The sequence below is a fragment of the Pseudoalteromonas aurantia 208 genome (genome assembly GCF_014858725.1).
Classification (GTDB): Bacteria; Pseudomonadota; Gammaproteobacteria; order Enterobacterales; family Alteromonadaceae; genus Pseudoalteromonas; species Pseudoalteromonas aurantia.
Map to the genome: position 1 here is coordinate 85885 of NZ_AQGV01000014.1, position 25628 is coordinate 111512.

At 42.5% G+C, this 25628-nt stretch carries 20 protein-coding genes and 1 tRNA gene; 7 read left to right on the top strand and 14 right to left on the bottom strand.

Annotated elements, in window-relative coordinates; genetic code table 11:
- Positions 1-9 precede the first annotated feature (9 nt).
- The 11 genes from rpsL to deoC form a co-directional block, all read right to left on the bottom strand.
- Complete coding sequence (gene rpsL / locus PAUR_RS17540) at positions 10-384, bottom strand: 30S ribosomal protein S12 (RefSeq protein ID WP_010367657.1); 375 nt, start codon at positions 382-384, stop codon at positions 10-12.
- 544 nt (positions 385-928) lie between these two features.
- Positions 929-5110 (bottom strand): DNA-directed RNA polymerase subunit beta', encoded by a 4182-nt coding sequence (gene rpoC, locus PAUR_RS17545; RefSeq protein ID WP_192509036.1) that lies wholly within the window; start codon positions 5108-5110, stop codon positions 929-931.
- 116 nt (positions 5111-5226) lie between these two features.
- Positions 5227-9252, bottom strand: a complete 4026-nt coding sequence (rpoB, locus tag PAUR_RS17550; RefSeq protein ID WP_192509037.1) for a DNA-directed RNA polymerase subunit beta — start codon at positions 9250-9252, stop codon at positions 5227-5229.
- Between the two features lie 262 nt (positions 9253-9514).
- Positions 9515-9877, bottom strand: coding sequence for a 50S ribosomal protein L7/L12 (rplL, locus tag PAUR_RS17555; RefSeq protein WP_010367646.1), 363 nt, complete (start codon positions 9875-9877; stop codon positions 9515-9517).
- 71 nt (positions 9878-9948) lie between these two features.
- On the bottom strand, positions 9949-10443 hold the full coding sequence (gene rplJ, locus PAUR_RS17560) for a 50S ribosomal protein L10 (protein WP_010367644.1): 495 nt from the start codon (positions 10441-10443) through the stop codon (positions 9949-9951).
- A gap of 340 nt (positions 10444-10783) precedes the next feature.
- Positions 10784-11485 carry a 50S ribosomal protein L1 gene (gene rplA / locus PAUR_RS17565; protein ID WP_192509038.1) on the bottom strand — a complete coding sequence of 234 codons (702 nt, stop codon included), beginning with the start codon at positions 11483-11485 and terminating at the stop codon, positions 10784-10786.
- A 4-nt stretch (positions 11486-11489) separates the two neighbouring features.
- The gene (gene rplK, locus PAUR_RS17570) at positions 11490-11918 is read right to left on the bottom strand and encodes a 50S ribosomal protein L11 (RefSeq protein WP_010367640.1); all 429 of its coding nucleotides are present in this window, start codon (positions 11916-11918) and stop codon (positions 11490-11492) included.
- 179 nt (positions 11919-12097) lie between these two features.
- Complete coding sequence (gene nusG / locus PAUR_RS17575; protein ID WP_192509039.1) at positions 12098-12655, bottom strand: transcription termination/antitermination protein NusG; 558 nt, start codon at positions 12653-12655, stop codon at positions 12098-12100.
- 4 nt (positions 12656-12659) lie between these two features.
- Positions 12660-13037 carry a preprotein translocase subunit SecE gene (gene secE, locus PAUR_RS17580; protein WP_192509040.1) on the bottom strand — a complete coding sequence of 126 codons (378 nt, stop codon included), beginning with the start codon at positions 13035-13037 and terminating at the stop codon, positions 12660-12662.
- Between the two features lie 134 nt (positions 13038-13171).
- Positions 13172-13248 (bottom strand) — tRNA-Trp (locus tag PAUR_RS17585).
- A 131-nt stretch (positions 13249-13379) separates the two neighbouring features.
- On the bottom strand, positions 13380-14123 hold the full coding sequence (gene deoC / locus PAUR_RS17590; RefSeq protein ID WP_192509041.1) for a deoxyribose-phosphate aldolase: 744 nt from the start codon (positions 14121-14123) through the stop codon (positions 13380-13382).
- 350 nt (positions 14124-14473) lie between these two features.
- Between deoC and cysG the strand changes: the two genes are divergently transcribed.
- Genes cysG through cysQ form a run of 6 tightly spaced genes read left to right on the top strand, consistent with a single transcriptional unit; the run spans position 14474 to position 21400 of the window.
- Complete coding sequence (gene cysG, locus PAUR_RS17595) at positions 14474-15895, top strand: siroheme synthase CysG (RefSeq protein ID WP_192509042.1); 1422 nt, start codon at positions 14474-14476, stop codon at positions 15893-15895.
- A gap of 45 nt (positions 15896-15940) precedes the next feature.
- Entirely contained in the window at positions 15941-16840 is a 900-nt protein-coding gene (gene cysD, locus PAUR_RS17600; protein WP_192509043.1) for a sulfate adenylyltransferase subunit CysD, read from the top strand.
- On the top strand, positions 16841-18256 hold the full coding sequence (gene cysN / locus PAUR_RS17605; RefSeq protein WP_192509044.1) for a sulfate adenylyltransferase subunit CysN: 1416 nt from the start codon (positions 16841-16843) through the stop codon (positions 18254-18256).
- A gap of 33 nt (positions 18257-18289) precedes the next feature.
- The gene (locus tag PAUR_RS17610) at positions 18290-20014 is read left to right on the top strand and encodes an SLC13 family permease (RefSeq protein WP_192509045.1); all 1725 of its coding nucleotides are present in this window, start codon (positions 18290-18292) and stop codon (positions 20012-20014) included.
- Positions 20015-20026: 12 nt separating this feature from the next.
- On the top strand, positions 20027-20623 hold the full coding sequence (gene cysC / locus PAUR_RS17615) for an adenylyl-sulfate kinase (RefSeq protein ID WP_192509046.1): 597 nt from the start codon (positions 20027-20029) through the stop codon (positions 20621-20623).
- Positions 20624-20626: 3 nt separating this feature from the next.
- On the top strand, positions 20627-21400 hold the full coding sequence (gene cysQ, locus PAUR_RS17620) for a 3'(2'),5'-bisphosphate nucleotidase CysQ (protein ID WP_192509047.1): 774 nt from the start codon (positions 20627-20629) through the stop codon (positions 21398-21400).
- Between the two features lie 70 nt (positions 21401-21470).
- Here the strand turns inward: cysQ and PAUR_RS17625 are convergent, their stop codons facing one another.
- Complete coding sequence (locus PAUR_RS17625) at positions 21471-22799, bottom strand: hypothetical protein (RefSeq protein WP_192509048.1); 1329 nt, start codon at positions 22797-22799, stop codon at positions 21471-21473.
- An 85-nt stretch (positions 22800-22884) separates the two neighbouring features.
- The gene (locus PAUR_RS17630; protein ID WP_192509049.1) at positions 22885-23715 is read right to left on the bottom strand and encodes an arylamine N-acetyltransferase family protein; all 831 of its coding nucleotides are present in this window, start codon (positions 23713-23715) and stop codon (positions 22885-22887) included.
- Positions 23716-24084: 369 nt separating this feature from the next.
- Here PAUR_RS17630 and PAUR_RS17635 point away from each other — a divergent pair, with 369 nt between their 5' ends.
- Positions 24085-24255 (top strand): DUF6435 family protein, encoded by a 171-nt coding sequence (locus PAUR_RS17635; protein WP_192509050.1) that lies wholly within the window; start codon positions 24085-24087, stop codon positions 24253-24255.
- Between the two features lie 77 nt (positions 24256-24332).
- Here the strand turns inward: PAUR_RS17635 and tuf are convergent, their stop codons facing one another.
- On the bottom strand, positions 24333-25517 hold the full coding sequence (gene tuf, locus PAUR_RS17640; RefSeq protein WP_192509034.1) for an elongation factor Tu: 1185 nt from the start codon (positions 25515-25517) through the stop codon (positions 24333-24335).
- Between the last annotated feature and the right edge of the window lie 111 nt (positions 25518-25628).

The window sequence follows — 25628 nt, forward strand, 5'->3', positions numbered from 1 at the left end:
GGAGAACCATTAGCCCTTAGGGCGTTTTGCACCGTATTTAGAACGAGCCTGTCTACGGTCGTTTACGCCTGCACAGTCAAGTGCACCACGTACTGTGTGGAAACGCACACCTGGTAAATCTTTAACACGACCACCACGGATTAGGATTACACTGTGCTCTTGAAGGTTGTGACCTTCACCACCGATGTATGATGTAACTTCGAAACCGTTAGTTAAACGTACACGCGCTACTTTACGTAATGCTGAGTTTGGTTTCTTAGGTGTAGTTGTATATACGCGAGTACATACACCACGCTTTTGCGGACAAGCTTTAAGCGCGGCTGAGTTACTTTTAGTAACTTTGCTACGACGTGGCTTACGCACTAGCTGGTTAATAGTTGCCATTAAATAGCTCCTGATTAGTTAAAATTACTGCTGAAAAAAATAAAAAAATCTGACCCTATTTTTCATTCTAAGCTTTGAACGAATAAATGGGTGGCCGAATTTTAATGAGCAAAGTTTGAACTGTCAACAAAAAGCATCTGTTGAAGCAATAAGAATGATAAGAAAAGGGCAAACTCGCCCTTTTTTATACTTTTTTTGTCAAATTCACTCGTAAAAAACACATTTTAGTAATTTGAGATATGAAACGTTTAAAACCATCGCAGCCTAAATTAGCCCGCTCGTTGGGAAGTACTATTCATGAACTGATACCAGATTAATACACTTAAGATGACAGCGATACGTTTGCATATAAAAAGCCCATTGGGTTTAATAAAAACCAACCTCACTTCCTTTTACCTTCACAATACCTATCCATAAACGTATCGATAACACACTCTAAACTCAAACCAGACACTTTAGATGTCATATGAACATCATGCACAAAAAAGCCGCCTTGCGGCGGCTTTTAAAGCTGATGGTATTTACTACCTAGCTGATAATGCGTTTAGTCATTACCGCCTAATAAGTCAGCGTTAAGTGCATCAGTTAGTGCTTGAGTTGCCTCTTCAGCGCTTACTGTTTGCTCCTCTACAGGCTGTTCAGCTTGCTTACGACGAGCCATACGTTCTTGGTGATAAGAGAAACCGGTACCCGCTGGGATCAAACGACCCACGATTACGTTTTCTTTCAGACCACGAAGCTCATCACTCTTACCATTTACTGCGGCTTCAGTCAGAACTCGCGTTGTTTCCTGGAACGATGCTGCTGAAATAAATGATTCAGTGGCAAGTGATGCTTTAGTAATACCCATAAGTTGTATTTCAAACTTAGCAGGGATCTTACCTTGCTTTTCAAGTTCACGGTTCGAGATATTTACTCGAGCCACTTCAACTTGTTCACCAGCTAAGAACTCCGTGTCACCACCGTGCAGGATGATACATTTACGTAGCATCTGGCGGATGATTGTTTCGATGTGTTTATCGTTAATCTTTACACCCTGTAAACGATATACTTCTTGTACTTCGTTTACGATGTAATTAGATACATCCGTTACACCACGTAGGCGCAAGATATCATGTGGAGATTCAGGACCATCGGCGATGACTTCACCTTTAGACACTGATTCCCCTTCAAACACGTTAAGCTGACGCCATTTCGGGATCATTTCTTCGTAATGATCACCTTCATCTGGTGTAATAACTAGACGTTTCTTACCTTTAGTCTCTTTACCGAAGCTAATTGTACCTGTGATCTCAGCAAGAATTGCTGGCTCTTTAGGCTTACGAGCTTCAAATAAGTCCGCAACGCGCGGTAGACCACCGGTGATATCTCGAGTTTTTGAACCTTCTTGTGGGATACGCGCAAGCGCTTGACCCGGTGCAGCTGTTGCACCATCAGAAATTTCAATCGTCGTGAACGATGGTAAGCGTATCTCTTGTAGTCCACGCTTCTTACTTTCAACGATTAGTTTAGGCTCTTTCGCATTTACTTTAGAAAGGTCCTTAACAACAACCCGTGTTAAACCGGTAAGGTCATCTGTTTGCGCTTCTGTGTTGCTATCATCAATGTCTGAGAAAGACACTTTTGATTCATGCTCAAGAATGATTGGGTGACTATGCGGGTCCCATGTTGCAACAACATCATTACCTTGAACGTCTGCACCGTCTTGGATTGTTAATACCGCACCGTAAGGTACTTTATAACGCTCTTTCTCACGACCATGTTCATCGATAACTGTTATTTCTGTTGAACGAGAAGTAATAACGATTTTGCCATCAGTATTAAGTACATACTTAGCATTGTGTAGCTTCATGCTACCGTTATTTTTAACTTGTACGCTGTTTTCCGCAGATGCTCTTGATGCCGCACCACCGATGTGGAATGTACGCATCGTAAGCTGTGTACCAGGCTCACCGATTGATTGAGCAGCGATAACACCCACAGATTCACCTGCGTTAATGATGTGTCCACGTGCAAGGTCACGACCATAACACTTAGCACATACACCAAAGTCGTTATCACATGTGATAACTGAACGTACGCGTACTTCATCAACTGAGTGCTCTTCTAGAAGGTCACACAGTTTCTCGTCAAGCATAATATTACGCTCAACCAACACGTCATTCGTACCTGGTATAACAACATCTTCTGCAACTACACGACCTAATACACGTTCGCGTAGTGGTTCAACAACATCACCACCTTCGATAAGCGGTTTCATTGTTAGACCGTCTAATGTGCCACAGTCATCATCATTGATAACCAAATCTTGTGCAACATCTACTAGACGGCGAGTTAGGTAACCCGAGTTCGCTGTCTTAAGTGCTGTATCGGCTAGACCTTTACGCGCACCGTGCGTTGAGATGAAGTACTGTAGTACGTTTAGACCTTCACGGAAGTTAGCCGTGATTGGTGTTTCGATGATTGAACCATCTGGACGTGCCATCAGACCACGCATACCTGCTAGCTGACGGATCTGAGCGGCACTACCACGAGCACCAGAGTCTGCCATCATAAACACGGAGTTAAATGACGGTTGCTCTTCTTCTTCGCCTTTGGCATTGATAACGGTGTCTTTTGACAAGTTCGCCATCATTTCACGCGATAAGTTTTCGTTAACACGTGACCAGATATCGATTACTTTGTTGTATTTCTCACCCGCAGTTACAAGACCTGATTGGAACTGTTGGTTGATTTCATTCACTTCTGCTTCTGCATTGTCAATGATTTCGGCTTTAACTGGTGGAATAACCAAGTCATTAATACCGATAGAAACACCAGATTTCATCGCGTAATGGAAACCGGTATACATTACCTGGTCAGCAAAGATTACAGTATCTTTTAGACCTAAACGGCGATAACACTCGTTTAGAAGATTTGAAATCTGCTTTTTACCTAATGCTTTGTTGATAAGCTCAAACGGTAAACCTTCAGGTAATACCAAAGAAAGTATTGCACGACCCACTGTCGTATCAATGATTTCTGTTACTTCAGAACGCTCGCCAGTTTCTTCATCAATGCGTGTTTCAGTAATACGTACTTTTACACGAGCATGAAGTTCAGCAGTACCTGTACGGTATGCTTTTTCTGCTTCTTTCTGATCTTTAAAGACAATGCCTTCACCTTTACCATTGATGCGATCACGCGTCATGTAGTAAAGACCCAATACAACGTCCTGTGAAGGTACGATGATTGGTTCGCCGTTTGCTGGAGATAAGATATTGTTTGTAGACATCATCAGCGCACGGGCTTCAATTTGAGCTTCGATTGTCAACGGTACGTGTACCGCCATTTGGTCACCATCGAAGTCGGCGTTATAAGCCGCACATACTAATGGGTGTAAATGGATTGCTTTACCTTCGATTAGTACCGGCTCAAAAGCCTGGATACCAAGACGGTGAAGTGTTGGTGCACGGTTAAGTAATACTGGGTGTTCACGGATCACTTCATCAAGTACGTCCCAAACCTCAGGTACTTCACGCTCAACCATCTTCTTCGCAGCTTTGATAGTCGTAGCCATGCCGCGACGCTCAAGTTTACCGTAGATAAATGGCTTGAATAGCTCTAATGCCATCTTCTTAGGAAGACCACACTGGTGAAGTTTAAGCGTAGGACCTACTGTAATTACAGAACGACCAGAGTAATCTACACGCTTACCTAGTAAGTTTTGACGGAAACGACCTTGCTTACCTTTGATCATATCAGCAAGCGACTTAAGTGGACGCTTGTTAGAACCGGTAATTGCACGACCACGACGACCATTATCAAGGAGCGCATCAACCGCTTCTTGTAACATACGCTTTTCGTTACGTACGATAATATCTGGTGCCGCTAAGTCTAATAGACGCTTCAAACGGTTATTACGGTTAATAACACGACGGTATAAGTCATTCAGATCAGACGTCGCAAAACGTCCGCCATCTAGTGGTACTAGTGGACGAAGATCTGGTGGAAGAACCGGAAGTACGCTCATGATCATCCACTCAGGGTTGTTACCTGATTGATGGAAAGATTCCATAAGCTTAAGACGCTTAGTGATTTTCTTACGCTTAGTCTCAGAGTTAATTGTTGGTAACTCTTCACGCATTTCTGCGATTAACTGACCAAGGTCAAGTTCACGAAGTAAGTCTAGTACTGCTTCAGCACCCATCTTAGCTTCGAACTCATCACCGTGCTCTTCTAATGCATCTAGGTATTCTTCTTCACCTAGTAGCTGACTACGCTCAAGCGTCGTCATACCTGGTTCAGTTACCACGAATGATTCGAAATAAAGTACACGTTCAATATCACGTAACGTCATGTCTAGCATTAAACCAATACGAGACGGAAGTGATTTAAGGAACCAGATATGAGCCACTGGGCTCGCTAGCTCAATGTGACCCATACGGTCACGGCGTACTTTAGTTAGCGTTACTTCAACGCCACATTTTTCACAGATCACACCACGGTGTTTTAAGCGCTTATATTTACCACATAAACACTCATAATCTTTCACTGGGCCGAAAATACGGGCACAGAATAAGCCATCACGCTCAGGCTTGAAAGTACGGTAGTTGATTGTCTCAGGTTTCTTTACTTCGCCGTAAGACCATGAACGAACCATGTCTGGTGAAGCAAGACCAATTCGAATCGCATCGAATTCTTCGGTCTTATTTTGTTGCTTCAGAAACTTAAGTAAGTCTTTCACCTTAGCTCTCCTGTCGGAGGTTAATCTTGAGGGCAAGCATTGCTCACCCCTACATTCTTTAAATCTGGTTACCCAATTAAGGGGAACTGCCGCACCGTATTGATGCGGCAATCAGATTAGTGTTCTTCCAACTCGATGTTGATACCGAGTGAGCGGATCTCTTTGAGCAATACGTTGAATGACTCTGGCATACCCGGTTCCATTTTATGGTTACCGTCAACGATGTTTTTATACATCTTAGTACGACCGTTTACGTCATCCGACTTAACTGTCAACATTTCCTGAAGTGTATAGGCAGCACCGTATGCTTCTAATGCCCATACCTCCATCTCACCGAATCGCTGTCCACCGAACTGAGCTTTACCACCTAGCGGCTGCTGAGTTACTAAGCTGTAAGAACCAGTTGAACGCGCGTGCATCTTGTCATCAACCAAGTGGTTAAGTTTCAACATGTACATGTAACCTACGGTTACTTGACGTTCAAATGCATCACCAGTACGACCATCATAAAGCGTAACCTGACCGCTTGATGGGTATCCACCTAACTCAAGTAGCTCTTTGATTTCATTTTCTTTTGCACCATCAAATGCTGGTGTTGCAATTGGTAAACCACCTTTAAGGTTTACAGCTAAGCGTTGGACTTCATCATCAGAGAAGCTAGCAATATCTACCTTCTGACGACAATCACCGACTTCGTATGCTTTTTTGATGAATTCGCGCAATTCGTGAATTTCACGCTGCTCTTTCATCATTTCTTCAAGGCGTTCACCGATACCACGCGCAGCGAGACCCATATGCGTTTCAAGGATCTGACCGATGTTCATTCGCGATGGTACACCCAATGGGTTCAACACGATGTCTACGGTACGACCTTTTTCATCATAAGGCATGTCTTCAACAGGAACGATAGTTGAGATAACACCTTTGTTACCGTGACGACCAGCCATTTTATCACCAGGCTGAATACGACGCTTAACGGCAAGGTAAACCTTAACAATTTTAAGAACACCCGGCGCTAAGTCATCACCTTGGGTGATCTTGCGACGCTTGTTCTCAAACTTTTTGTCGTACTCTGCTTTAAGCTCATCGTACTGTGCAGCTAGCTGCTCTAGTTCAGACTGTTGACCTTCGTCAGCAAGGCTTTGCGTTAGCAACTTCTCAGTGCTTAGCTCAGCAATTTTGTCTTCACTGAAACCAGCTTGAACAAGTAAATTACGTGCACGGTTTAGTACACCACCTTCAAGGATCTTGAACTCTTCGTTGAAGTCTTTTTTCGCTTCGCGAAGCTGCATGTCTTCAACTTCAAGTGCACGTTTATCTTTTTCAACGCCATCTCGAGTGAATACTTGTACATCGATTACAGTACCAGTAACAGAGTTTGGAACACGCAGAGAGCTATCTTTTACATCAGATGCTTTCTCACCGAAGATCGCACGCAGTAGCTTCTCTTCAGGTGTTAGTTGTGTTTCACCTTTAGGGGTTACTTTACCAACTAAAATATCGCCGCCTTTCACTTCTGCACCAATATATACAACACCTGACTCATCAAGCTTACCTAACGCAGACTCACCTACGTTTGGAATATCAGCAGTGATTTCTTCTGGACCTAACTTAGTATCACGGGCAATACACTGTAACTCTTGAATGTGGATAGTCGTTAGACGATCTTCTTCAACAACGCGCTCAGATAATAAAATCGAGTCTTCGAAGTTGTAACCATTCCAAGGCATGAATGCCACACGTAAGTTTTGACCTAGTGCCAAATCACCTAAATCTGTTGATGGGCCATCAGCAAGTACATCACCACGTACAACCGGCTCACCAACCATACAAGTTGGTTTTTGGTTAATACAAGTGTTTTGGTTTGAACGTGTGTATTTCGTTAAGTTATAAATGTCGATACCGGCTTCGCCAGGCACACGCTCATCTTCATTAACGTTTACAACGATACGGCTTGCATCAGCGTATTTCACTACACCGCCACGTTTTGCAACGATGGTTACACCTGAATCTTTCGCAAGTGTAAGTTCAATACCAGTACCAACTAGCGGCTTATCTGCTTTTAACGTCGGAACTGCTTGACGTTGCATGTTTGAACCCATCAATGCACGGTTAGCATCATCGTGTTCAAGGAACGGGATAAGCGCAGCTGCCACAGAGATAACCTGCTGTGGAGATACGTCCATATATTGAATGTCAGCACGACCCATAAAGGTTGATTCACCTTTGTGACGACACGGGATCTGCTCATCAATAAATTCGTTATTTTCATCTAAGTTTGAGTTCGCCTGTGCGATTACAAACTGACCTTCCTCAATAGCAGAAAGGTAATCAACTTCATCGGTTACAACGCTATCGACTACTTTACGGTATGGTGTTTCTAAGAAACCGTAATCATTTGTACGTGCATACGTTGACAATGAATTGATTAGACCGATGTTCGGGCCTTCCGGCGTTTCGATTGGACAAACACGACCATAGTGCGTTACGTGTACATCTCGCACTTCGAAGCCAGCACGTTCACGTGTCAAACCACCCGGACCTAATGCAGAAATACGACGCTTGTGCGTTACTTCTGAAAGCGGGTTGTTTTGGTCCATAAACTGAGAGAGCTGTGAAGAACCGAAGAACTCTTTAACTGCTGCAGAAATAGGCTTAGCATTAATAAGATCTTGAGGCATAATTGCATCAAGGTCACCAAGACTTAAGCGTTCACGTACAGCACGCTCAACACGCACAAGACCAACACGGAATTGGTTTTCAGCCATTTCGCCAACAGAGCGAATACGACGGTTACCAAGGTGGTCGATATCATCTACTTCACCTTTACCATTTCTGATGTCGATTAATACCTTCATCACAGAAACAATATCAGTTTTGTTTAATGTACCAGGGCCTGTATCTGTATCGTAACCTACACGGCTGTTAAACTTCATACGACCAACAGTCGATAAGTCATAACGCTCTTCAGAGAAGAATAGGTTATCGAATAATGCTTCAGCAGCATCTTTCGTTGGCGGCTCACCTGGGCGCATCATACGGTAGATTTCTACCAATGCTTCTAGGCGGTTGCTAGTAGAGTCAATGCGCACAGTATCAGAAATGTAAGCACCGCTGTCTACATCATTGATGTACAGGGTATCGATCTTAGTGTGGCCGGCTTTTACAAGCTCTGCCATCAACTCAAGAGATAACTCAGCATTTGCCTCAACAATTACTTCGCCTGTTGATGTATCAACGTAGTTTTTAGCAACAACACGACCTATGATGTACTCATGTGGTACTTCAAGGTGTTTGATTTCTTTCTTTTCAAGTGTTTTGATGTGGCGCGCTGTAACACGACGGCCAGATTCAACCAACACTTCGCCTTCATCATCTTTAATATCAAAAGCCGCTGTTTCACCACGAAGACGTGATGGTACTAGCTCCATTAATACTTTACCGTTAGACACTTCAAATGCAGTCGTCTCGAAGAACATTCCTAGAATTTCTTCGGTCGTGTACTCAAGCGCACGTAAGATGATTGATGCAGGTAATTTACGGCGACGGTCAATACGAACATAAAGATTATCTTTTACGTCGAATTCGAAGTCTAACCATGAACCACGGTAAGGAATAACACGTGCATTATAAAGCACCTTGCCAGACGAATGAGACTTACCACGGTCGTTATCAAAGAATACACCAGGTGAACGGTGTAGCTGAGAAACGATTACACGCTCAGTACCATTTATAACAAACGTACCAGTGTCTGTCATGAGCGGGATTTCGCCCATATATACTTCTTGCTCTTTAATGTCTTTTACTGTGCCTGGCGCTTCTTTATCCATTAGCACAAGACGAAGTTTTACGCGAAGTGGAGCAGAAAAAGTCACACCGCGAATTTGACATTCTTTTACATCGAATACTGGCTCACCAATACGATAACTTACGTATTGAAGCTCAGAATTTCCCGAGTAGCTTTTGATTGGAAAAACAGAACGAAATGCTGCTTCCAAACCATGATCACCATCGGCGTCCGGATTCAAGAACTTTTTGAACGATTCTAACTGCGTAGACAGTAAGAAAGGTATGTCCAAAACTTGTGGACGTTTACCAAAATCCTTACGGATACGTTTCTTTTCAGAATAAGAGTAAGCCATGGGGTTCCTCAGCTTGCTGATCTTTGACCCAACCTGTTCTTGTATGAACAGACTTAACTGGCATCTAAGCCAGGATAACAACATCTAATTGTCACTCTACATTTTAACTTCATTAACAAAAATATAAGCTATTGAAAATAATGAAAAAACATAGAGGTTTTGCGCTAAACGAATACTCACGCTATAGCGCAAAAGGGCCGGTGATTAAAAAATCACCAGCCCTTGCCTGATTTCTCAGACAGCGAACCTAGCAAAAGCTAGATTACTTGATCTCAACTTCAGCACCAGCTGCTTCAAGATCAGTTTTAAGTGCTTCAGCTTCTTCTTTAGAAACAGCTTCTTTCACTGGAGTTGGAGCAGCTTCAACAAGTGCTTTAGCTTCTTTAAGGCCTAGACCAGTTGCGCCACGTACTGCTTTGATAGAAGCAACTTTGTTAGCGCCAGCAGCTGTAAGAATAACGTCAAATTCAGTTTTCTCTTCAGCAGCTTCAGCAGCAGGACCAGCAACAACAGCAGCTGCTGCAGTTACACCGAACTTCTCTTCCATTGCTTCTACTAATTCAACAACGTCCATTACTGACATTTCAGCAATTGCGTCAAGGATTTGGTCTTTAGTTACAGACATTTCAAATTTCCTAATTATTTACGAACCCATGTGGTTCAAAAAAATTTATTAACGAAAGGAGCGGGCTTAAATTAAGCAGCTTGCTCAGCTTTCTGTACACGTACTGCTTCAATTGTTTTACACAATTTGCCAGCAGACGCTTCTTTCATAGCGCTCATTAAGCGTGCAACAGCTTCGTCGTATGTAGGTAGCTTAGCAAGCATATCTACGTCTACAACTTTACCTTCGAATGCAGCAGTCTTAAGCTCAAACTCTTCGTTCTTTTTCGCGAAATCAGCAAAGATACGCGCAGCAGCACCTGGGTGCTCTGAAGAGAAAGCGATAAGGCTTGGACCAACTAGTGATTCGTTTAGGCATTCGTAATCAGTGCCTTCAACAGCACGTTTAGCTAGCGTGTTACGGACTACTTTCATCCATACACCAGCTTCACGAGCTTCTTTACGAAGAGCAGTGATTGCACCTACTGTTACACCACGAGAATCAGCAACAACTGCTGATAGAGCACCTTTGGCAGCTTCGTTGACTTCAGCAACAATTGCCTTTTTGTCTTGAAGATTTAAAGCCATGGGTGTTACTCCTGGTTTATTGAAAAACGTAATGTTTTTCAGTTCTACTCTACCCTGTCGCTAATGCGACAGAGATGCTTTTTACGGCGAGAGCCAGAAGATTAGGAAAAATCTAGCTGGGATTCACACCGTCTACGTAGGAATAATATTAAGACCCGAAAGCCTCCTACGGTCTTGGACGGAAGCACAATTTATCGTCTTGCTATTAAAGCTTAACGAAATTATATGCTTCAACCCGAATTCTTTACATTGTTGGGCAATTTACAAGTAAATTTCTCAACAAAATGGCGCGAAATTATAGTACAAATTTTACGCCATGTAAATGCTATTTTCTAAAAACTTATACTACAGTATTTAGAGTAGCTTGATCTAGAGCAACACCTGCGCCCATAGTTGTAGAGATAGTTACCTTCTTAAGGTAAGCACCTTTTGCTTGTGAAGGCTTCGCCTTCTTAAGCGCTACAAGTAGAGACTCAAGGTTTTCTTGTAACTGAACAGCTGTGAAATCCACTTTACCGATAGTAGTGTGGATGATGCCGTTCTTATCGTTACGGTAGCGAACCTGACCAGCTTTAGCGTTTTTAACTGCTTCTGCAACGTTAGGCGTAACAGTACCAGTTTTAGGGTTAGGCATAAGACCACGCGGACCTAGGATTTGACCTAGTTGACCAACAACGCGCATTGCATCTGGAGAAGCAACAACAACGTCAAAGTTCATTTCGCCTTTTTTAACTTGCTCAGCAAGTTCTTCCATGCCCACTAAATCAGCACCAGCTTCTTTAGCAGCATCAGCGTTTGCACCCTGAGTGAATACAGCAACGCGCACTTCACGACCAGTACCGTGTGGTAGTACCGTAGCACCACGAACGTTTTGGTCAGATTTACGTGCATCGATACCAAGATTAACTGCAACGTCAACACTTTCAACGAACTTAGCTGTCGCTAGCTCTTTTAGAAGCGCAACTGCTTCGTTGATTTCGTAATCTTTAGATACTTCCACTTTTTCGCGGATAGTACGCATACGTTTAGTAAGTTTAGCCATTATATTATCCCTCTACATCCAAGCCCATCGCACGCGCAGAACCTGCGATAGTGCGAACCGCTGCGTCTAAATCGGCAGCTGTAAGGTCAGGACGTTTAGTCTCAACAATCTCTTCAAGTTGAGCACGTGTAACTGTACCCACTTTTTCAGTGTTAGGACGGCCTGAACCAGACTTGATGCCAGCCGCTTTCTTAAGCAAATAAGAAGCTGGTGGAGTTTTCATGTCGAACGTGAAAGAACGATCATTGTAAACTGAGATTACAACAGGAACTGGTGCGCCTTTCTCAATAGACTCTGTACGTGCGTTGAACGCTTTACAGAATTCCATGATGTTAACACCGTGTTGACCTAGTGCAGGACCTACTGGAGGACTTGGATTAGCCATACCAGCAGCAACTTGTAGCTTGATTAGAGCTTCAACTTTTTTAGCCATGATAATACCTCATTAGGTGGGTCTTAGCCTTGTGCGCGCGAGGACGCGTACTCAAACGGCTTCCCAAATTAATAAAAAGCTTTTTGCCACTTATTTTACAAAATAGTAAAGGAGCGAATACAAAAAGGCCGCTGATTATAAGTTAACCAACGGCCTTTTTCAAGTCAGTAAAAGAAAAATTACTTATCTTTCTCTACTTGACCAAAATCTAGATCCACCGGCGTTGAACGGCCAAAGATCAGAACCGATACTTTTACACGGCTCTTTTCATAATCTACTTCTTCAACAACACCGCTGAAATCAGCAAATGGACCATCTGTAACACGAACCACTTCACCCACTTCAAACAATGTAGCCGGCTTAGGCGCTTCTGCATTTTCTTGTAAACGATTAAGAATACGATCAGCTTCTTTTTTGCTAATAGGTGCAGGGCGATCAGATGTACCACCAATAAAGCCCATTACACGAGGCGTACTATTCACCAAGTGCCAGCTAGCATCATTCATGTCCATTTCAACTAGCACATAACCTGGGAAGAATTTGCGCTCAGATTTGCGCTTTTGACCTGCACGCATTTCTACAACTTCTTCCGTTGGTACTAACACTTCACCGAAACTATCTTCCAAGCCTTCGATTTTAATATGCTCATTAATGGTTTGAGCTACACGTTTTTCATATCCTGAAAACGCTTGAATTACGTACCAACGTAATTTCTTTTCTTTGTTCTCATCCGACATGGGATCAGATCTCCAATCCAGTTAAAAAGCCAACAACTCGGAATAACAGGCCGTCTAAACCCCAAAGGATTAACGCCATTATTACAGTCGCAATCATAACAATAAATGTTGTGTGAGTCGTTTCTTGACGCGTTGGCCAAACAACCTTACGAACTTCAATGCGAGCTTCTTTTGCAAACGCAATGAAGATGCTCCCTTTTCCCGTTGTAGCAGCGATACCTAATGCCACTGCAACTGCGACCACAACGCCAACTGCACGTATCAATACTGACATATCAGCGTAGAGGTAATTAAATACCACTGCGCCAGTCAACAACGAAATTGCAACTAGCCATTTAACCATGTCCATCGAGCTTGACGGCGTTTCAACATTAGTGCTCATAATAATTTACCTTAAATACAGACACAACAACCCTGCACCAAGACAGGGTTAATCCATTAAATCCAAATGTATAAATAAGCGCTAATGTGTAAGAAACCAACACCTTATTTTAGATTTGGACTCATCAATATGAATGGCAGGGGCGGCAGGACTCGAACCCGCAACCATCGGTTTTGGAGACCGCTGTTCTACCAATTGGAACTACGCCCCTGCAAAGTGGACGCCCATTATACTGACGAACAAATTGAAAACAAGAGTAAAAGATATGCAAAAGCAAAAATCATTGTGTAAAAATACACTATCCGAGCATTTTTCCCACAAACAAACCTCAATACGAGACCGTCACTCCATTTTCAACACATGATAAACATCTTTCAGTAAACTGGATGCGCCAAAACGAAAATGCTCACTACAAATCCATTCCGTACCCATAATTTTTTCTGCGAGGCATAAGTATGCTTGTGCATCTTGTACGGATTTTACGCCACCGGCGGCTTTAAAGCCCACATCACGACCCATTTTTTTTATTGTGTTTAATATAACTTCAGCAGCTTCAAGTGTTGCGTTTACTGGTACTTTTCCAGTGCTGGTTTTAACAAAATCAGCTCCAGCTAAAATAGCAATTTCACTCGCTTGAGCAATAAGCTCAGCATCAGCCAACTGACCGCTTTCAATAATCACTTTTAAGGTTGCTTTACCCACACACAACTGCTTACTTGAATGCACATATTCCCATGGTGTATCAGGGTCCCCAGCGATAAGCTGTTTATACGGTAGCACTAAATCAATTTCAGAAGCGCCATCTTGCAACGCCTGTTCAGTAGCGTGTAAAACAGACTCTAATGAATTTTCCCCACTTGGAAAGTTGGTAACTGTTGCTATCTTAATTTGCTGCAAGTTTTGCAACTCTAAAGTCGCACGGGCATGTTTAATAAATTCTGGATAAATACAAATGGCAGCAGGTAACGTATATTGCACATCAATACTACTTATAAAGTCTGAGATACTACTTTCTGAGTCACTCTCATTTAACGACGTTAGATCCATTAAACTAAGCGCCAGCAAAGCAGACGAGTGTCGTGTCATACGTAATATCCATTCATCAATTGTGTCTCTGCTCAGTTAAATGCATCTTGCTTTATTGCTACAGGACATTTGTCCTTAATGTGACAAACTTTAAGACGCAATCACAAACGTACCCTCAGCATAACTCATAACCAAACACTCTAAGCCTTAAATGAGAAACCATAAATTCGGGTAATCCCTTGTAACTTAAGCCTTAGGTCAAAATTACACCCCCTATATAACTTTTAGTTATAACAATTTAGTTTAAATTCTTTTTTCTTATGCTAGCCCCGCTATATTCTGCTCATCTGCTCGCAACCAACAACCGTCATGTTGGCTTAAGCATTCGTATTAAGAAAGAGGTTACTAACGTGCAATACTTACCTATATTTACCAAGCTTGATAATAAACCGGTGCTCGTCGTCGGTGGTGGTGACGTTGCACTAAGAAAATGCCGAGCTTTTTTAAAAGCCCGAGCAAAGGTGACACTTGTAGCGCCTGAGTTTTGCGATGAATTATTAGAGCACGCTAGCAAAAATGAAGTCTGCTTAATCGCGGCTTACTTTGAAGAGTCTCATTTAGATGGAAAAATGCTCGTCATTGCTGCAACTGATAACGAATCTGTGAATAACACCGTCTTCGAATTAGCTAATAGACGCAATATTTTTGTCAATGTCGTTGATGATCAACCAAAATGTACCTTTATTTTCCCGTCAATTGTCGATAGAGACCCAATCACCATAGCTATTTCTAGTGCGGGAACCGCCCCCGTCTTAGCAAGACGTCTGCGTGAAAAGCTAGAAACGCTTATTCCACAGCATATAGGTCCGTTAGCGACGTTAGTGGGTAGCTTTAGAGACAATGTAAAAGCCCGCTTTAAACACTTTGCCGATAGACGACAATTCTGGGAAGGTGTGTTCGACTCAAGTGTTGTTAGCAAAGTGCAAGTAGGCGATACGCAAGGCGCGACCGCACAATTGCACGATATGCTCGATGCTAAAGCAGAGCCTGAAGGTGAGGTATATGTTGTCGGGGCTGGTCCTGGTGACCCTGAGTTGCTTACTTTAAAAGCCTTGCAGCTTATGCAACAAGCAGACGTCGTCGTCTATGACTATTTAGTTTCTGACGAGATTATGGATCTCGTGCGCCGTGATGCAGATTTAATTTGTGTTGGAAAGCGACTCGGCAATCACAGTGTGAAACAAGAAGACACCAATCAAATATTGGTCAATTTGGCACAACAAGGTAAGAAAGTCTGTAGAATAAAGGGGGGAGACCCTTTTATATATGGACGAGGTGGCGAAGAAGTTCAAGTACTTGCACAACATAATGTAAGGTACCAAATTGTACCAGGAATAACCGCGGCCGCTGGATGCAGCGCCTATGCAGGTATACCTCTGACGCATAGAGATCATGCTCAAGCAATTCAATTTGTTACTGGTCACTGTAAGAAGGATGGTCAAGAACTAGATTGGCCATCTCTGGCTAAACCAAATCAAACCCTGGCAATCTATATGGGCGTACTAAAATCGCCACATATACAAGCACAATTAATAAAATACGGCCGCGGTGGAGATACACCTGTCGCGATTGTTGAAAATGGTACACGAAAAGAGCAACGTGTGGTACGGACTCAATTAAGTCAATTAGCTGAGCAAATTGAGCATCATAAAATTGTATCACCTGCACTACTCATTATAGGGGAAGTTGCAGCATTACATGAACAACTAGCTTGGTTTGGTAGCACAGCTCAAACGAGTAGTTATGCACAGCCATTAACAGAAGTAGCATAAATTACTTTTTATAACGATTTTTTATTTTTAAGTAGGACGACGACAATGGCTTTAACACATCTTCAGCAACTTGAAGCTGAGAGTATAAAGATTATTCGCGAAGTCGCCGCTGAGTTTGAGAACCCAGTGATGCTTTACTCTATCGGTAAAGACTCTTCGGTGCTTTTGCATTTAGCGCGTAAAGCGTTTTACCCAGCTAAAATTCCGTTCCCTTTATTACACGTGGATACGAATTGGAAATTCCGAGAGATGATTGAATTTCGCGATCGTTTGGCTAAAGAGTATGGCTTTGATTTATTAATCCATAAAAACCCAGAAGGGATTGAAATGGGCATGGGCCCATTTACTCATGGCTCAGCGAAGCACACCGACGTCATGAAAACCCAAGGTTTAAAACAAGCGTTAGATAAATATGGATTTGACGCCGCTTTTGGTGGTGCTCGTCGTGACGAAGAAAAATCGCGTGCTAAAGAGCGTGTTTATTCATTCCGTGACAAACACCATCGCTGGGACCCAAAAAATCAACGTCCTGAACTTTGGAATACATACAACAGCCAAGTAAACCCTGGTGAAAGTATCCGTGTTTTTCCATTGTCTAACTGGACTGAACTAGATATTTGGCAATATATCTATCAAGAAAACATTGATATGGTGCCATTATATCTTGCGAAAAAACGTCCTGTCGTAGAGCGTGACGGTACATTAATCATGGTAGATGATGAACGTATGCCGCTCGAAGAAGGCGAAGTGCCTGAAATGAAATCGGTTCGATTTCGGACTCTAGGCTGCTACCCACTCACAGGTGCGGTCGAATCAACGGCAAGCACTTTAACTGAAATTATCGAAGAAATGCTGCTATCTACATCATCTGAGCGAGAAGGCCGCGTGATTGATCATGACTCGTCAGGGTCAATGGAGAAGAAAAAACGTGAGGGGTATTTCTAAATGACAACTGCAAATGAAGTAAAAGAGCTAGGCATTGACGCTTATCTAGCACGCCAGCAAGACAAAAGTTTATTACGTATGATGACTTGTGGCAGCGTCGATGATGGTAAGTCGACCCTGATTGGCCGGCTACTGCATGATAGCCACCAAATTTATGAAGATCAGTTAGCTGCTCTGCATAAAGATAACGAAAAAGTCGGTAATGCTGGTGAAGATCTTGATTTAGCTTTGCTAGTTGATGGCCTCCAAGCTGAACGAGAGCAAGGGATCACAATCGACGTTGCATATCGTTACTTTTCAACAACCAAACGTAAATTTATCATTGCTGACACGCCAGGGCATGAACAATATACCCGAAATATGGTAACAGGAGCGTCAACCAGCGACTTGGCTATTATCTTGGTAGATGCCCGCTATGGAGTGCAAATACAAACTAAACGTCATAGCTTCATCTGTGACTCTTTAGGTATAAAGCAATTTGTTGTCGCTATTAATAAGATGGATATTTGTGACTTTGATGAAGCCGTCTTCGAACGCATTAAAGCGCAATATTTAAAATTTGCGGAACAACTAAATGTCACAGATATCAAATTTGTACCAATGTCAGCACTTAAGGGTGATAACGTTGTAACACGCTCTGAGCATACGCCATATTATACTGATAAACCATTGCTAGAGTTATTAGAAGACTCACCAGCTGCAGCGGCTAACAATGAATTTGAAGCTCGCTTCCCAGTACAATACGTGGTACGCCCAAATTTAGATTTCCGTGGCTTTCAAGGTACTCTTACTTCAGGTACATTAAAAGCTGGACAAGCGATAAAGGTATTACCGTCAGGTAAAAAATCTACAATTAAAGAACTTGTTACATTCGATGGCAATCTAGATAAAGCAGAAGCTGGTCAAGCATTTACCATCACACTTAACGACGAAGTCGATGTGAGCCGTGGCGATGTGATCGTTGCTGCTGACGCGACCGCGATAGCAACTAACCAAGTTCAAGCAAAACTTGTGTGGATGCATGAAGCGCCATTGGTGTTAGGCAAAAGCTATAACTTTAAGCTGGGTAGTAAAAATACTGCTGCTATTGTTAAGAAGATTGATTACACCATCGATGTAAATACATTAGAGCATGGCGCAGCCGATAACCTACAACTCAATGAAATTGCGGTTGTTACACTTGAGTTAACCGAGAGTATTGTCGCTGATAGCTATCGTAACAATCGTGAAACAGGCGCATTTATCCTTATCGACCGATTGTCTAACTTAACAGTGGGTGCTGGTATGATAGAAACGCTACTGAGTGAACAAGCCGCAAATCAATCACAATTCAGTGAATTTGAGATCGAGTTTAATGGGCTGGTACGTAAACACTTCCCACATTGGCAAGCCCTAGACATTTCAAAGTTAAAGTAATGTCGATATACCTGTTATTAGGAGCATTCTAGGATGTACGAGCAAATCATTTTAACAGGTATAATGCTGACTTTAGTAGGGTGCCTATTTGGCACTCGCCTAAAGCCTGCGTGGTTATTTGTTGGTGCCATCGGCACCAGCTACTTAACGGGATTAATCGACCTTGAGAGCATGCTCGTTAATTATGCTAATCCATCTTTAATCACGCTTATTTTGTTAATTCTGGTATCCGTTGCGATTGAAAAAACCACCTTAGTACAAAAGCTCGCACAATCATTGGCGAAAGGCAGTTTATCAAAATCTGTGATGAAACTCGGCTTATCTACCGCCTTTTTATCATCATTTACGAACAATACCGCCGTAGTTGCCTCGTTGATTTCTGCAATCAAAGACAGCCCAACTCACTCCCCTTCAAAGCTATTATTGCCGCTGTCATATACCGCAATTCTAGGGGGAACGTTAACACTCATAGGTACTTCAACCAACCTCATTGTGAATGGTTTTGCCGTTGATGCAGGTATGCAACCCCTTGGTTTTTTTGATTTTACGCTGGTTGGCTTGGGTGCGTTGTTTGTTGGTTTGTTAACAATTATGGTCATGCTCAAATATTTACCTGACAACGGAAAAGCCGACCAAGAAGTTGTACCTTTTTATCTGGAAGGCAAAGTGCAGGCTCATTCGAAACTTGTAGGCCGCACAGTAGAAGAGAACGGATTACGTGATTTGAAAGATCTCTTCTTAGCCGAAATAATCCGTGGTGAGCGCCGCATTTGTGCTGTTACTCCTCAGCAAGAAATTCTTAGTGGTGACGTCTTGTTGTTTGTAGGCGATATTAAGTCAGTACCATTGCTAACTCGATTTGATGGTTTAAAAATCGTCCATGACAAACATGAAAAAGACGTTGAGCACCTCGTAGAAGTGGTGGTAAGTCAATCATCAAAGTACATTGGCAAAACAGTTAAAGAAGTCCGCTTTCGTGAGCAGTTTCACGCTGCCGTTATAGCTATACGTCGCGGACATGACCGTTTACAGGGCGGCTTAGGGCAAGTACAACTGCAAGCTGGTGACTCTCTTATATTGGCCCCTGGTAACCAATTTTATGCACTGCCAAATTTAAAACGCGAGTTTGTTTATATCTCGGGATTGGACTTACAAACCCACCTAAAACCAAAACAATCTAATCTTGTACTCATAAGCTTCGTGACGGTTTTAGGACTCAGTATTTTAGACATTGTGCCGTTAGTGAAGGGTCTATTGGTATTGCTCGTCGCGCTGGTATTTATGGGTACTATCAAAGTTAATGAGCTCAAGCGTCGTTTCCCTATCGAGCTCATTGCCATTGTTGGCAGTGCCATCGGCTTAGCAAAACTAATGATTGGCACTGGCCTCGCTGCACAAATCTCCGATGCCCTCTTTTTTCTATTGGGAGACTTTGGGCCATATGGGGCGTTTATCGCCATATTTGTGATGACCGTTGTGTTCACTGAACTGATCACCAATAATGCCGCCGCCGCTTTATCCTTCCCTGTCGCCTATGCGCTTGCTGCCGGGTTTGGAGTAAACCCTTTACCTTTTGTCATGGCCGTTGCATTTGGTGCGTCAGCCAGTTTTATTTCTCCATTTGGTTATCAAACAAACCTAATGGTTTATAGTGCGGGCAATTACCGCATCAAAGATTATGTCGCGATGGGCCTCCCCCTATCGATAATTTATTCAATCACGGTTCTGACTCTCATCCCCATGGTCTTTCCGTTTTAGTAGGCGTATATAATGGACGAAAATGTAGTTTGGCATAACTATGCTGTTGATAAAGCACAGCGTAACGAGCACAAAGGTCATAAACCTTGTGTTTTATGGTTTACTGGTTTTTCTGGCTCTGGAAAAAGTACTGTAGCGGGCGCACTCGAAAGTGCTTTACATCAACAAGGCATTCATACTTACTTACTCGATGGTGATAATGTTCGCCATGGGTTATGTAAAGATTTGGGGTTCAATGACGTCGATCGGATTGAAAACATCCGCCGTGTTGGTGAATTAAGCAAACTTATGGCCGATGCTGGTTTAGTGGTACTCACTGCTTTTATATCCCCTTTTCAAGCGGAACGAGACATGGTGCGTGATTTACTTGATGACGGTGAGTTTATCGAAGTGTTTTTAGATACCCCACTTGATACCTGTGAGCAACGAGATCCAAAAGGGTTATACAAAAAGGCCCGAGCAGGAGAGATCAAGCACTTCACTGGTATTGATTCTGACTATCAAATTCCACTCAAGCCTGAAGTCATTTTAGATACCAGTAAAAATTCGCTAGACCAATCAGTGCTTCAACTGATAGCGTATCTAAAAGAAAGAAACATCATAGGATAAGTCATGAACCAAACTGACCTGCTCGAAGAAATTTTGCATCTAAGCCGTACGGCAGGTGAAGCGATAATGCCTATCTACGCGAGAGACTTCGCGATTGATTATAAAGCAGATGAAAGTCCTGTTACAGAAGCTGACATCGCCGCACATAAAGTCATTGTTGCAGGGTTACAGAAGTTGACCCCCAGCACCCCGATTCTCAGTGAAGAAAGTGCACATATCCCATGGGCAACTCGTCAAACTTGGGATGAATACTGGCTCGTAGATCCGATTGATGGAACTAAAGAGTTTATTAAGAAAAATGGTGAATTCACCGTTAATATTGCATTAATCAAAGATGGAAAGCCTGTTTTAGGTGTCGTTCATGCCCCAGCACTCAACCTGAGCTATTTAGCTGCAGATGCGATTGGAGCATTTAAAGAATGTGGTGAGGCCCGTATCGAACTCAAGGTAACTAAAAAAGCAAACATAGGTAGGATCAACGTGGTTGGCTCTCGCTCGCACCCATCCCCTGACTTAGCAGCTTACCTAGCGCAGTTCGAAGACGTGGAGATGATCCCTAAAGGTAGTTCACTTAAGCTTTGCCTAGTAGCAGAAGGCAGCGCTGACATTTACCCTCGTTTAGGCCCTACGAGCGAATGGGATACTGGTGCAGGTCATGCTGTTGCAGCCATTGCAGGAGCAACTATTACTCAAATTGATGGCTCCCCATTGACCTATAATCAAAAAGACAGTTATTTAAACCCCTACTTTATCGTTTCTCGGTTGGAAAGCCAGTAGTACCAAAATAGCTGCCTGTATTATCAAAAAAGGCACCTGTTGGTGCCTTTTTGTCATTCGCACTATATCACTATAATGCGTAAAGTGATTTCATTGCTCGATAATCAACACCAAACTCTTGTCTAAACCAGTGATTCACAAAATCTTCTTGGGGGTCAACCTTACCGCAGCGCAGCGCATTTTCAGCAACAGACTCAGCGGCAGAATGTTGGCAATACTGTCGATGCCAAAGGGCATTAAGATCTTCCTCAAATTTTCCTTGAATGGGATCCAACTGACTTTTTAGTAAATCGGTAAGATTCAAAAATTGTGCAACTAACGGCTCTAAATCAGCTTCTTTAAAGTTTGCTGAGTGGCTTTTAGTACTATTTACTTCACTGCTCGACTGCTGATGGCTTAACATTTGTCCAGAAATTAAGCCTTCATATCCCAAACGTGCTGAGTAATATTCTTGATACTCTGTAACTGGGTAAATATAAACACGTTCAATGTCGACCTCAACACGCTTTTCCTGATCAGCTGGGTCCACTCTATATTCAGTTACCATATAACGCTTTTCTTGCTGGCTATGACGCGCTTGACGCTCGTAACTAATATCTGTGTTAAATTCAAAGCGTGCCGTTTTTTTGGCTTGTGATGTGTACCATAAGCTTGCTTGAAAGACATTGCGTAGCTGAGATGTTGTGTTTTCAACTAAATAGCGTTGTGCGGTACTGTCATATGTACCTAGCTTTAAATTTTCCCTGATCTTCACGTTTCTAAAGCGACTTTGATCATAATTATCAAGCTGTAAAGAAACAGGTTGCTGCCAAGCTAGGCAATATTTATGAACAAACTGCCTTAAGAAAAAGCGTTGACCATATACATGCTCCGCGAGAGACAAACACCGTGCTTTACCATCTTTAGCCAAAATTGACCGATAACGCGATAATTCAGACGTGATCTGAGCATTATTCAATAAATAGGCGTATTGGCTTTCGAACCAACGAAAGCGATCTGGCTGTTGTGCATGTGCTAAGTTCTCAGCTTCACGACGCAGCCATACTTGCATATGACCGAGCTCTTCACTTTGAGTCGCAGCTTGAGCACCATACGTTTGTAAATTCCAGAGAGACTGATTTCGCAAAATGGTTTCTAACTTTTGCGCGGCACCGGTAAAGTTGCTAGCAAGACGTAGCATTCTTACTTCAATTAACCCTCGGTCTATAATTTTATTCCGTGCAACTGCAAGGCCCTGTCTTGCTTTTATATCTTCAGAGTCTTCATCTAATGCTTGCTCATACAACTCTGCGGCTTGTTGGTAAAGTCCTTGTTTATACAGCTTATCGCCTTTTTCTACTAAGCTCGTGCATGCTGACAAACACAGAGCTAAGGTCAGAATATATAACGGTTTACGCATATCGCTCCACAATCCTTTTGTTTTTCTATGATCGATAGTTAATATGCCAAGACTCTACCTTAGTTTTTGGTCAAAATCTACGCCTTTACTTGAGGCCTTTCTCCACCATATTGCGCATTTTTTTGAACACCTGTTCTGTTTTTTTGGCATTGATTTTTAACTTAAAGCGCTCAGTAAACAGTGTGTGGAGTTGCCCGGCATTATCTATGATTTGCTCACTATGTTCATCAGTATTTTCATTGCAGTATATATAACTGTTATTACGAATTAAATAACGCTCCCCCTGTTCAATGCGCGACACAACAAGATTGTTTACAAATCCTGCATTTGGATGTTGGTGACTATAGAAGTGCGCAACATCACAGTCGCCTTCATACACGATTGACAAATCAACTTCATATAATGAAATGGGTTCTGGTGCAAGCATCTTGACTGTAACAGCATTTTCAGTCCGCTTGATTTCGTATTCGTTGTTTTCTTGTTTTATTACATTATTACGATTAATCGACAAAGGTATAATTGGCGTGTTCACCCCAAACCCGACATCCACCAAGTATTCATTGTCTTCAAATGTTAAAAGCGTCAAACGGTGTGTTCTTGGGTTTGTTTTTGCCCCATTTAACATGACTCGCGCTAATACAGGCCGCACTTCAAATCCCAATGCAGATAATGCCACTCCAGCCACTTTATTGTGTTCAAAACAGTACCCGCCTTGGTGCTGACTAATGAGACGATCAAATAGTAGCTCTTCATCCAGTGGCAACAATGTGTCAGACATCGCGTTAATACTACTAAAACTAAACTCAGCTAAATGCCGAGCTTGTAGCGCACCAACCAATGCTAATCCCGTTAAATCACCCGCTAAGTCAAGCTGTGCCAAATATTGCTGTATATATAACGCATCACATTTTTCCATTATAAAACCTATCGTTTTCAATTTAGTAGCATGCAAGATAAAACCTCAAGTTAGATTTAGGTCAATACTTATTTGTGACTATTTAACCTCAGGTTTGGATAAGGGTTTTGGAATGGAAGATGTTTTGTAAACAAACTTACGTACGATCCAATGATGATATTTTGTTCAATATCAAGGCGCTTTTAAGCAGTAATAGCGGGCTATTACAAATGAAAGCAACGCCGAGAGTGAGAAAAATAGCTTTATTGGGCAAATTCGCTTATCCAGAGCTGAGGTTATTTATCTTATTTTCCTATTTATTTGATAAACAGTCGATCGAATCGCTTCGACAAAGCGTAGGTATATAGTCTTGTTTAAAGGAGTAGGTCCATGTTTGGAGTGTTTAAATCTGATCCACAAAAGGCGCTGAGAAAGCGGTATGACAAAAAACTTGAAGAAGCAATGCATGCCCAGCGACGTGGCGATATTAAAAGCTATGCATTTTTGAGTGCCGAAGCGGAAAGTATTTGGATTAAAATCAAGAAACTAAATCGCCCATAAAAACAGTTCAAGCATAAAAAAACCCAAGCCTAAGCTTGGGTTTCTTATGAATGCTTATGCATTAACTATGGTCGATATTACTCAACGATAGTTGCAACAACACCAGCACCAACTGTACGACCACCTTCACGGATAGCGAAGCGTAAGCCTTCGTCCATCGCGATTGGTACGATTAGGTCTACAGTCATCTTGATGTTATCACCAGGCATTACCATTTCTACGCCTTCTGGTAACTCAACGTTACCTGTTACGTCAGTTGTACGGAAGTAGAACTGTGGACGGTAACCTTTGAAGAATGGAGTATGACGACCACCTTCATCTTTCGAAAGTACGTATACTTCTGAAGTGAACTTCGTGTGTGGCGTGATTGAACCAGGCTTCGCTAGTACTTGACCACGTTCAACATCTTCACGCTTAGTACCACGTAGAAGTGCACCGATGTTCTCACCCGCACGACCTTCGTCTAGAAGCTTACGGAACATCTCTACACCTGTACAAGTTGTCTTCGTAGTTTCTTTCATACCTACGATTTCAACTTCGTCGTTCACGTTTACAATACCAGCTTCAACACGGCCAGTTACTACTGTACCACGACCCTGAATTGAGAATACGTCTTCGATAGGCATGATGAATGGCTTATCGATGTCACGCTCTGGCTCTGGAATGTAAGAATCTAGTGCTTCTGCAAGCTCTACAATCTTGTCTTCCCACTCTTTCTCGCCTTCTAACGCCTTAAGCGCTGAACCTGCGATTAGTGGTAAGTCATCACCTGGGAAGTCATACTCAGAAAGAAGTTCACGAACTTCCATCTCTACTAGCTCAAGTAGCTCTTCGTCATCAACCATGTCACATTTGTTCATGAATACGATGATGTAAGGTACGCCAACCTGACGAGAAAGTAGGATGTGCTCACGTGTTTGTGGCATAGGGCCGTCAGTTGCAGCAACTACTAGGATTGCGCCGTCCATTTGTGCAGCACCTGTGATCATGTTTTTAACATAATCCGCGTGTCCTGGACAATCTACGTGTGCGTAGTGACGAGTCGGTGTATCGTACTCAACGTGAGACGTTGAGATTGTGATACCACGCTCACGCTCTTCTGGAGCGTTATCGATTGCTGCGAAGTCTTTTGCTTCACCACCGTATACTTTTGCAAGTACGTTAGTGATTGCTGCAGTTAGGGTAGTTTTACCGTGGTCAACGTGGCCAATTGTACCAACGTTTACGTGCGGTTTTACGCGTTCAAACTTTTCTTTTGCCATGACGGAACCTATCGTTTATGTGTCTAGATTACATATAAAAACAATCCACAAAATGCGGATTAGAATTTTTCAATAAATGAATATTTTAGGACAAATCAAAGGAAGCGTTTG